Origin of the sequence: Clavibacter michiganensis (assembly GCF_002151125.1) — a bacterium.
In the GTDB taxonomy this organism is placed as follows: domain Bacteria; phylum Actinomycetota; class Actinomycetes; order Actinomycetales; family Microbacteriaceae; genus Clavibacter; species Clavibacter michiganensis_C.
In genome coordinates, this window is the sequence record NZ_MDJZ01000016.1 from 483856 (window position 1) to 493499 (window position 9644).

General features: G+C 75.9%; 9 protein-coding genes and 1 pseudogene. 2 read left to right on the forward strand and 8 right to left on the reverse strand.

Translation table 11 applies throughout. From position 1 onward, the window contains the following. Window positions 1-17 precede the first annotated feature (17 nt). From BFL37_RS11780 to BFL37_RS11795, 5 genes are read right to left on the reverse strand one after another with little or no spacing between them, the layout of a single operon-like run. On the reverse strand, window positions 18-857 hold the full coding sequence (locus BFL37_RS11780) for an MBL fold metallo-hydrolase (RefSeq protein WP_086515281.1): 840 nt from the start codon (window positions 855-857) through the stop codon (window positions 18-20). Further along, window positions 854-2047 carry an ABC transporter ATP-binding protein gene (locus BFL37_RS14510; RefSeq protein ID WP_143331605.1) on the reverse strand — a complete coding sequence of 398 codons (1194 nt, stop codon included), beginning with the start codon at window positions 2045-2047 and terminating at the stop codon, window positions 854-856. Before BFL37_RS14510 ends, BFL37_RS11780 begins: the two co-directional genes overlap by 4 nt. Next, window positions 2044-2841, reverse strand: a complete 798-nt coding sequence (locus tag BFL37_RS14515; protein WP_143331606.1) for an ABC transporter permease — start codon at window positions 2839-2841, stop codon at window positions 2044-2046. Before BFL37_RS14515 ends, BFL37_RS14510 begins: the two co-directional genes overlap by 4 nt. Continuing rightward, complete coding sequence (locus tag BFL37_RS11790) at window positions 2838-3824, reverse strand: ABC transporter permease (RefSeq protein ID WP_086515282.1); 987 nt, start codon at window positions 3822-3824, stop codon at window positions 2838-2840. The genes BFL37_RS14515 and BFL37_RS11790 overlap by 4 nt, the downstream gene beginning before the upstream one ends. A gap of 3 nt (window positions 3825-3827) precedes the next feature. Continuing rightward, on the reverse strand, window positions 3828-4892 hold the full coding sequence (locus BFL37_RS11795) for an extracellular solute-binding protein (protein WP_086515283.1): 1065 nt from the start codon (window positions 4890-4892) through the stop codon (window positions 3828-3830). A 156-nt stretch (window positions 4893-5048) separates the two neighbouring features. Here BFL37_RS11795 and BFL37_RS11800 point away from each other — a divergent pair, with 156 nt between their 5' ends. Beyond that, window positions 5049-6089 carry a LacI family DNA-binding transcriptional regulator gene (locus tag BFL37_RS11800; protein WP_086515284.1) on the forward strand — a complete coding sequence of 347 codons (1041 nt, stop codon included), beginning with the start codon at window positions 5049-5051 and terminating at the stop codon, window positions 6087-6089. Here BFL37_RS11800 and BFL37_RS11805 read toward each other — a convergent pair. Genes BFL37_RS11805 through BFL37_RS11815 form a run of 3 tightly spaced genes read right to left on the reverse strand, consistent with a single transcriptional unit; the run spans window position 6086 to window position 8612 of the window. Next, window positions 6086-6970 (reverse strand): NAD-dependent epimerase/dehydratase family protein, encoded by an 885-nt coding sequence (locus BFL37_RS11805; protein ID WP_086515285.1) that lies wholly within the window; start codon window positions 6968-6970, stop codon window positions 6086-6088. The two genes, BFL37_RS11800 and BFL37_RS11805, sit on opposite strands and share 4 nt — an antisense overlap. Then, entirely contained in the window at window positions 6967-7380 is a 414-nt protein-coding gene (locus tag BFL37_RS11810; RefSeq protein ID WP_086515286.1) for a hypothetical protein, read from the reverse strand. The genes BFL37_RS11805 and BFL37_RS11810 overlap by 4 nt, the downstream gene beginning before the upstream one ends. Continuing rightward, window positions 7377-8612 (reverse strand): benzoate/H(+) symporter BenE family transporter, encoded by a 1236-nt coding sequence (locus BFL37_RS11815; RefSeq protein WP_086515287.1) that lies wholly within the window; start codon window positions 8610-8612, stop codon window positions 7377-7379. Before BFL37_RS11815 ends, BFL37_RS11810 begins: the two co-directional genes overlap by 4 nt. Before the next feature lie 338 nt (window positions 8613-8950). Here BFL37_RS11815 and BFL37_RS14830 point away from each other — a divergent pair. Next, window positions 8951-9644: pseudogene (locus BFL37_RS14830) on the forward strand (M23 family metallopeptidase); the annotation flags it as partial.

Below are 9644 nucleotides of genomic sequence, written 5' to 3' on the forward strand. Positions count from 1 at the left end.
GATCGGGGACGCGTCGCTCAGCGGACGGCGGCCCGCTCCTGCACCCGGGTCCGCCGGTCGAGCGGGAAGCGCGCGCCCGGGCGGGCGAGCAGCGTCGCGCAGTCGGGGCCGGCGGCGTCCGCGGCGTCGGCGAGGATCCGCGGGGCGAGGGCCTGGTCGGCGATGTGGCTCACGAGGAGCGTGCCGACCCCCGATCCCGCGGCGACCGCGCCCGCGCCCGCGCCGGTCAGGTGCCCGTGGCCCTCGAGCTCCTGCGGCGTGGCCGTGAGGTAGGTCGCCTCGCAGACGAACAGGTCCGCGTCGTGCGCGGCGGCGCGGAGGCCGGGGCAGTCCGAGGTGTCGCTCGAGAACGCGACGGTCGCGCCGGTCTCCCGGTCCGCGAAGCGCAGCGACGCGCTCGGCACGGCGTGGTGCGCGGCGAACGCCGTGAGCAGGAGGCCCGGCGCGACCTCGAACGGGGTCGGCGTTGCGAGGTCGAGCCCCCGCACGTCGAAGGCCTGCGCGAGCGGGGCCTGCAGGGTCGGCACGGTCGGGATCCCGATGAGCTCGTCGAAGGACGCCACGTAGTCGAGGCTCTCGGCGGGCAGGTGCAGGGGCACGCGGCGCGCGCGCGGCCGCGGGAACTGCAGGCGGAACGCGAGCGCGCCGAGATCCAGCGCGTGGTCGGCGTGCCGATGCGTGACGACCACGGCGACCAGGTCGTCGAGGGCGCCGCGCTCCGCGAGCTCGCGCACGATGCCGGGACCGCAGTCCACGAGCACCGAGCCGTGCGGGCCGCGGAGCAGGTAGCCGCTGGCGGCGGATCCGGCGACGGGCGCGGTCGCGGCGACGCCGAGGATGTCCAGGGTCCAGGTCATGCGCGTCGTCCTCTCGTACGCGATCGGCCGGGCGCGGGCGCGGGCGGCCAGGGGGATGCGGGGGAGGCGGCCGGGGATGCGTGCACGGTCGTGCCCGGCGCGTCGAGGCGCAGGTGCACGGCGTGGCCCGGCAGGTGCGGGGCGGCGCTCGACACGGTGAGCTCGGTGCCGTCGACCGCGCCGGATCCGTCGCCCACGAGCCGCAGCCGGAGTGCCCACGACGATCCGCGCGGCTCGACGTCGACGACCACGGCGGGGCGGGATCCGGCGACGGGCCGCTCGTGCAGGCTCGCGCCGCCGATGGGCCGGACCACCGCGAAGCACGCGCCCTCCGCCGGCACGTCGCCGTCCGTCGCGAACGCCGCGACGGGCATGCGCCAGTCGTCCGCGAGGACCAGCTCGCCGTCGGCCACGAGCGCGGGCAGGGCCGCGGCGCCGGCGACGAACTCGGCCACGAACGGATCCGCCGGCCGGCTCCACACGCCCTCGACCGTGTCGCGCTGGATGAGCCGCCCGTCGCGCATCACCGCGACCTCGTCGGCCAGCGCGAGCGCCTCGGCCTGGTCGTGCGTGACGATGATGGTGCAGCAGTCCGCCTCGGCGAGCAGGCGCCGGAGGTCGCGGCGCATGCCGTCGCGCAGCTGCGGGTCGAGCGCGGAGAGCGGCTCGTCCAGCAGCAGCACGCGCGGGCGGATCGCGAGGGCCCGGGCGAGCGCGACGCGCTGGCGCTGCCCGCCGGAGAGCTGGGCGGGGGAGCGGTCGGCGTACGCGGTCATGCGCGTGAGCTCGAGCGCGTGGTCCACCCGCTCGTCCCGCTCGGCGCGCGGCACCCGCTGCGCGCGCAGGCCGTACGCCACGTTGTCGCGCACGCTCAGGTGCGGGAACAGCGCGTAGGACTGCGGCACGTAGCCGATGCGGCGGCGCTCGGCGCGGAGCCGGGTGGCGTCCTCGCCGTCGAGGTGGAGGGATCCGCTCGACGGCGTGAGCAGCCCGGCGATGAGCCGCAGCAGCGTGGACTTGCCGCATCCGCTCGGCCCGACGAGCGCGAGCACGCGGCCGGGTGCGACCTCGAGGCTCACGTCGGCGACGGCCTGCGTGGATCCGTAGCGGTGCCCGATCCCCTCCAGCCGCAGCGCGGGGACGGGGGCGGCGGCGGTCGCGGGGGCGGCCGGGGCGTCGAGGACGGTCATGCGTTCTCCTTCCGGGAGAGGGCGTTGCGCGCCAGCAGGGCGTCGGCGACGGCGGCGGGCACGAGGGCCACGCCGAAGAGCAGGGATCCCGCGGCGCCGAGCTCGAGCCGCTGGGTGGTGAAGGCGGAGTAGAGCGCGAACGGCGCGGTCTGGTTGGCGGGCGGCACCACGAAGAAGCTGAGGTTGAACTCGCCGATGGAGAGCGCCGCGGCCATGAGGAGCGCGGCCGCGAGCGGGAGGCGGATGGCCGGCAGCGTGATCGTCAGGAGCCGGCGCACGGGGCCCGCACCCAGCGTCGCGGCCACGCGCTCCGCCTCGATCAGCTCGGCCGACGCGAGCGACGGCACGAGCCCCGCCACGAGGAACGGCAGCGCGATGAGCAGCTGCCCCACCACGAGGAGGGCGCCGCTCGTGCGCAGGTGCGGATCCGACGCGGCGAGCGCGAGCCCCAGCGCGACGCCGGGCACCGCGAGCGGCAGCATCGTGATCTGCCGGACCGCGGCACCGCCCGGCACCAGCCGGCGGGCGAGCGCGTGGCAGAGCGGCAGCACGACGACGAGCGACAGCACGAGCACGACCGCGGTCACGGCGAGCGTCGGGCCGACGCGCGGGCGCAGCAGCTCCCACGCCATGGCGTACCAGTCGGCGGTGATCCCGCCCGCGAGCGGCCCGCGGGAGGCGTCGGGCGAGACGGACACGACGACCGTGCCGAGGATGGGGACGAGCACGAACGCGACGCACAGCGCGAGGGCGGCGGGGCCGACGCGGTCGCGGTGCCCGGGGCGGCGGCTCACCGGATCCCCCGGCCGGCGACGACGGGCGCCATGGCGGGATCGACGGCGGACGACGCGGCGGCGGCCCCGGGCGGCACGGCGACCGGCGCGACGGACGCGACCAGCGCATCGGATGCGCCGCCCGACCGGGCACCGCGCCCGTCGACGATCCGCGCCCCGACCGCGCACAGCACGAGCGACAGCACCGCGAGCAGCGCCAGCACCACGGAGAGCGCGGCGGCGAGGCCCTGGTCGCCCTGGTTGTAGAGGGCGTCCGCCACGTCGAGCGGCAGCACGCGGATCCCCTCCGAGAGCGTCGCGGCCGTGCCGTACGCCCCGAGCGAGGTCGCCATGCAGACGCCGGCGGCGGCGAGGAGCGGCCCGCGCAGCAGCGGCATCGTCACCGACCACGCGACGCGCGCCGGGTAGGCGCCGAGCGAGGCCGCGACCGCGGTGAGCTCGGGATCCAGCCCCGACGCCGCGCCGCGCAGCGTGCCGATCACGCGCGGGATGCAGAAGTACACGTACGCCGCGGCGAGCCCGCCGGCCGTGTACGCCCAGCGCCCGCCGGGATCGCCCGTGACGGCCTCGATCGCCTGCGAGAGCAGCCCGTTGCGGCCGAGCATGACGATCACGAAGAAGCCGATGACGATGCCCGGGAACGCGAGCGGGAAGACGAGCACGGCGTCCACGAGGGCGGAGGTGCGCGGCCCGGAGCGGGCGAGCGTGATGGCGGCGGGCGTGCAGATCGCGAGCGTCACGATCGTGACGCCGGCGGACAGCAGCATCGTCGTGACGAGGGAGGCGCGGAGCCGGTCGTCGGTCACGAGCGCCGCGTAGTTGTCGAGCGTGAGCCCGCCCTCGCGCACCCCGAGGACCGTGCGGTGCAGCGAGTCGATCACGAGACCCGCGAGGGGCCGCAGCAGGAACCAGACGAGGAGCGCGAGGGCGGGGAGGGCGGCGACGAGGCCGCCCCAGCCGACCCGGAGGGGTCGCGTGGGCACGGTCTAGCGGACCTCCGCCTGGTACTGGGTGACGAAGGCGGCCTGCGCGTCGGCGAGGGCCGCGTAGTCGACGACCTGCGCGCGCGCGAAGTCCTCCGCGCTCTCCACCTCGTCGGCGATCTCCGCGGGCACCTCGCCCGAGATCGGCCGCACGTAGCCGCCGGCGAGCGTCGACTGGCCGTCCTCGGAGAGCAGGTAGTCGAGCCACTGCTTCGCGAGCTCGGGGTGCGGGGCGTCCTTCACGAGCGCCGCGATGTACGGCACCTGGAGGGAGCCCTCGGCGGGGATCACGACGTCGAGCGGGGCGCCGTCGTTGTACTTGGCCGCGTAGCCGTTGAAGTCCGCGTCGATGAGGATCGGGATCTCGCCCTGCACGACCTTGGCCGTGGCGGTCTGCGCCGGCGTGACGGCGCCGTTCGCCTTGAGCTGCCGGAGGTAGTCGATGCCGGGGCCGAAGTCGTCGATCGTCCCGCCCATGGCGAGGTTCACGGCGGCGGCGACCGAGTAGCCGACGGCGGCCTGCGAGGGGTCGAGGTAGCCGGTCATGCCGCGGTACTCCGGCTCCAGGAGATCCGCCCAGCTGGTCGGGCAGGGGAGGTCGCCGAGCGCCTCGGTGTTGCAGATGAAGGCGATGGCGCCCGTGTGCACGGCGAACCAGCGGCCCTCGGGGTCCTTGAGCCCGTCGGGGATGGCGTCGAACCCGGGCGGCTCGTACGCCTCGGTCACGCCGGCCTCGACGGCCTTCGGGCCGAACGCGATGCCGAGGTAGACGGCGTCCGCCTGGGGCGCGGCCTGCTCGGCCACCAGCGCGGCGAGCGCCTGGCCGGAGTTCTTGCTGTCGCTCGGGGCGGCGACCGACCGCTCGGTGCCGAACTGCGCGAGCAGCGCGCCGAAGTTCGCGAACGAGGAGGGGGAGTTGTAGGTGATGAGCGTGCCGGCCGAGGTGTCGCCGGAGCCGGCGGCAGCGGGGGATCCGGTGCCGGTGCTGGCCGAGGTGCAGCCGGCCAGGGCGAGCGCGGCGACGGCGGCGATGGCCGTGGCGGCGACGCGGGTGCGGAGCAGGGACATGCGGGTGGGCCTTTCGTCGAGGATGACTAAAACGTTAAAGTCGTCGAGCGGCCCGCTCCGGTCCGCGACGTGAACGCCGCCTTAACGCCTGCGGTCGCACCGGTCCGTCACGCGGCTCCGGCCGATGCGCGGGCCCCGAGACGCTAGGAATGACGGATGACCCGCGACCCCGCCCCGCGCCGACGGGTCTCGCTCACCGACGTCGCCCGCGAGGCCGGCGTCTCGGCGACCGCGGCGAGCTTCGCGCTCAACGGGCGGTCGGGGGTCGGCGAGGTCGTGCGGGCGCGCGTCAAGGAGGCCGCCGCGCGGCTCGGCTACGTGCCGTCCACCTCGGCGGTCGCGCTGCGCACCGGCCGCTCCGGCGCGGTGGGCCTCCTCATCCGCAACATGCGGAACCCCTTCTTCCTCGACGTCATCGACGGCTTCGACGCCACGTGCGCGGCGGCCGGGCTGGGCGTCGTCATCGGATCCGCCGACTACTCGCCCGCGCGCGAGGCCGAGCTCGTGGCGACCTTCGCGGCGCGCGGCGTCGACGGGCTCGCGCTCGCGCCCATCGGCGGGGGGAGCGCGGCGGCCGACTGGGACGGATCCACCGGCAAGCCCGTCGTGCTCATCAACGGCGCCCGCCACGCGCCCGGGATCGACGCGAGCCGCGTGCACGTCGACGGCGAGCAGGCGGTCGCGCAGGCCATGGAGCACCTGGCGGAGCTGGGGCACCGGCGCATCGCCATCGTCGCCGCGCCCCGCGACCGCATCGCCGACGACGAGCGGGTCGCGGCCTTCCACCGGATCTGCGCCGAGCGCGGCCTCGCCCCGCGCGTGATCGAGACGGCCATGCAGCACGACGCCGCCGTCCAGGCGCTCACGCGCGCGCTCGCCGAGCCCGCGGCCACCCGGCCCACCGCGATCGTGACGAGCAGCGACTACCTCGCGACCGCCGTCTACTCGGCCGCCGCGACGGCCGGGCTCCGGATGGGCGTCGACGTCAGCGTCGTCGGCCACGACGACCTCGGCACGAGCCGCTTCCTCGCGCCGGCGCTCACGACCATCGCCGTCGACCGCACCGCGCTCGGCGCCGCGGCCGCCCGTCGGCTCATCGAGCGGCTCGACGGCGGCGAGGCCGGCACCACGGTCGTGCCGACCGCGCTCGTCGCCCGCGCGTCGACGGGACCCGCGCCGGCGGGCGGATCCGCCTAGCGCGGCAGCGCGTTCCCGTCGGCGTCGAGGTGGTCGCGCCAGCTCCGCTTCGGCTCCCAGCCGAGGAGGCGGCGGGCCTTCGCGGTCGAGATGCCGGAGGAGTCCACGCGCTCGATCGCCCGGAGCTCGATGGCGTCGCCGTAGTGCCGCTTCAGCTCGGCGGCGAAGTCGTGCCCGCCCGCGTTGTCGGCGGCCGCGATGTAGAAGACCTCGTGGCCGGGCAGGTCGGAGGCGACCGACAGCACGATCGCGTCGGCCAGGTCGTCCGCGTCGATGTAGCTCCAGAGGTTCGCGGTGAGCACGGAGGCGTCCCGCACCTGCTTGCCGAGGTTCGACGCGTAGTTGTCGTCGTTGTGCACGGTGCTCGGGCGGAGCGAGATCACGCGGATGTCGGAGCGGCGCACGGCCGCGTCCATCAGCTGCTCGCCGAAGGCCTTGGAGAGCGCGTACGGATCCTGCGGGTGGAGCGGGTGCTCCTCGTCCACGGGCGCGTAGTCGGGCAGGAACGGCCGCTCGGGGAAGAAGTTGCCGACGATGCTCTCGCTCGAGATGTTGACGAAGCGCGGCACCCCGAAGCGCACGGCGGCCTCGATCAGGTGGAACGTCGACATGAGGTTCGTCTGCAGCACCACGTGCGCGGGGTTGCCCGTGGGCTGCGGGATCGCGGCGACGTGCACCACGGCGTCCATGCCGGCGACGACCGCGAACGCGTCACCCTGGTCGGTGAGGTCGGCCATCACGTAGCGGCCCGGCACCACGACGCCGGCGTCGAAGACGGGACGCACGAGGTCGACGCCCGTGACGTCGTGCCCGGCGGCGACGAGCGCCTCGACGGCGGCGCGGCCGACCTTGCCGCGGGATCCGGTGACGAGGACCTTCACGACGCGGCCCCGTCCTGGGGAGCGTCGGCGGGCGCCTTCATCACGACGGGGACGAACGGGTCGTCCTCGATCCGCTCGGCGAACCACGTCTCGTCGACGTAGCCCTCGGACCACAGCTTCAGCGGCGTCGCGACGGTGGGCGTGAACAGCTCCCACCGGGTCCAGAGGCGCGCCTCCTCGGTCATCATCCGGCCGACCTCGCGGGTCCAGCGGACGACGACGTGGTCGGCGGGCAGCAGGCGCTCGAACGCAGCCTGCGCCTCGGCCAGGCGGGCGGACCTGGTGCCGTCGCCCGAGACCTGCTCGGCGCTGAGGGCGAGGACCAGCGTCCAGGTCGTGCTCTGCAGCTCGGCGTCGCGGGGGACGACGGCGTCCGGCGCGGGGGATGCGGGGGAGGGGTCGGTGCTCATTCGGCGTCTCGCTTCTCGTGTCGATCGAGTCTGTCACGCGGGGTCGCGCGCGTCCGGAGCGCCAGGTGCACGAGCACGCCCGCGACGAGCGCGCAGAACGCGGCGCCCAGCCCGCCGACCGTGATCCCCGACGCGGCCACCACGAACGTCGCGACCGCGGGCAGGTGCGCACCCGGATCCCGCACCGCGGACGCGAGGCTCGACGCGAGCGACGGCGCGAGCGCGAGCCCGGCGGCAGCGGCCACCACGCCGGCGGGACCCGCGACGATCACGGCCGCGAGCGCCGCCGAGGCCAGCCCGAGCACGAGGTTGGTCCACCCGGCCGTGCTCGCCGCGCGCCACCGCTCGTGCGTGTCCGGATGCGCGGACGGCGCCGCCGAGAGCGCGGCCGACAGGGCGGCCAGGTTCACGGCGTGCCCGCCGAACGGCGCGCTCACGAGGGTCGCGGCCGCGGTGGTCGTCATCGCGGCCCGCCACGGCGTCTCGTAGCCGAAGCTCGCGAGCACCGCGACGCCCGGCAGGTTCTGCGACGCCATCGTCACGACGAAGAGGGGGATCCCGAGCGCGACCGCCGCCGCCATGGTGAACACGGGCGCCGTCAGCTCGATCCGCGGCACGAGCTGCGCGAGCTCGAGCGTCGTCCCGGGCGCGGGCCCGGCGACCGCGAGCGAGATGCCGACCACGACGAGCGCGGCGGCCAACGCGGTCGGGGCCGCCCAGCGCGGGGCGAGGCGGGCGGCGACGAGCCAGGCGAGGACCACGGGCAGCACGACGAGGGGCGTGGCGACCGCCGCCGTCACGGTCGCGACGCACAGGGGGAGGAGCACGCCCGCGAGCATCGCGGCGGCGACGCTCGCCGGGATCAGGCGCACGAGCCGCCCGAGGAGCGGCCACAGCGCGGTCGCCAGCACGAGGATCCCGCACACGAGGAACGCGCCCACCGCGGCGGCCCAGCCGCCCTCGACCGCGCCGGTCCCGATGAGCAGCGCGGCCCCCGGCGTCGACCAGGAGAGCGTGATCGGCCGGCGGAAGCGGTGCGCGAGGAGCACGGTCCCGAGGCCCTGCGTGACGCACAGCGCGAGCAGCCCGGATGCGGCCTGGGACGGCGATGCCCCCACCGCCGTGAGGCCCGTGAGCACGACCGCGGACGTGCCGGCGAACCCGACGACCGCGGTCACGATGCCCGCGCCGCGCGCCTGGGCCCGGCCGCCGGGCGTCTCGATGGCCGTCATGCGCGCTCCCGACCGGACGCGGGTCGTCCTGCGGCCCGATCCTAGGGTCCGGCTGTCCCCCCAGGATCCCGACGGCTGTTTCCTCACCCGAAGAAACAAAAGTTGATGGTGGTGTTCCTGCACATTTCGGCTACCGTCGAAAGGACCGCGCTCCACCGACCTCGACGAGGCCCGCCATCTCACGCTCCGCACGCACCGCCCGCCCCGTCCCCGGACGCCCGCGGAACGCGACCGCGCCGCGCCTGCGCATCGCCGCCGTCCTCGCCGCATCCGGCCTCCTGCTCGGCCTCGGCGTCCCCTCGGCGCAGGCCGCGGAGGAGTACCCCACCTGGTCCGAGGTGCAGGCCGCGCGCTCGAGCGAGCAGGCCACCTCCGACCAGGTCACGCGCATCACGTCCCTCATCTCCGGGCTCTCCGCCGAGGTCGAGGCCGCCACGGCCCTCGCCCTGCAGCGCGCCGACGAGCACGCCGCCGCGGTGGATGCGCTCGACGAGGCCACCGGCGAGCTGGAGGCCCTCGAGTCCAAGGCCGCCAGGGCCCAGGAGGAGGCCGACGAGGCCAAGCGCCAGGTCGGCCAGCTCGTCGCGCAGCTCGCCCGCAGCGGCGGCGGCAGCGACGTCTCCCTCCGCCTGTTCACGAGCGGCGGCGAGGACGCCGACGTCCTCCTCGCCCGCATGGGCACGGCGACCAAGCTCGCCGACCGCCAGGACACCGCCTTCACCATCGCCGTCACCTCCGCCCGCACCGCCGAGTCCCTCGGCAAGCAGGCCTCCGTGGCCAAGGAGGCGCTCGCCGTCCTCGCCGCCGACGCCCAGGCGAAGCTCGAGGAGGCGTCCGCGGCGCAGGCCCGCGCGGATCAGGCGCTCGCCGAGCAGGAGGCCCGCAGCTCCGAGCTCCAGGCGCAGCTCGCCACGCTCCGCGACTCCCGCATCTCCGTCGAGGAGGGCTTCGCCATCGGCGAGCGGAAGCGCCAGGAGGCCGCGGCCGCAGAGGCCCGTCGCCAGGCCGAGGCCCGCGCGGCGGCCGATATTA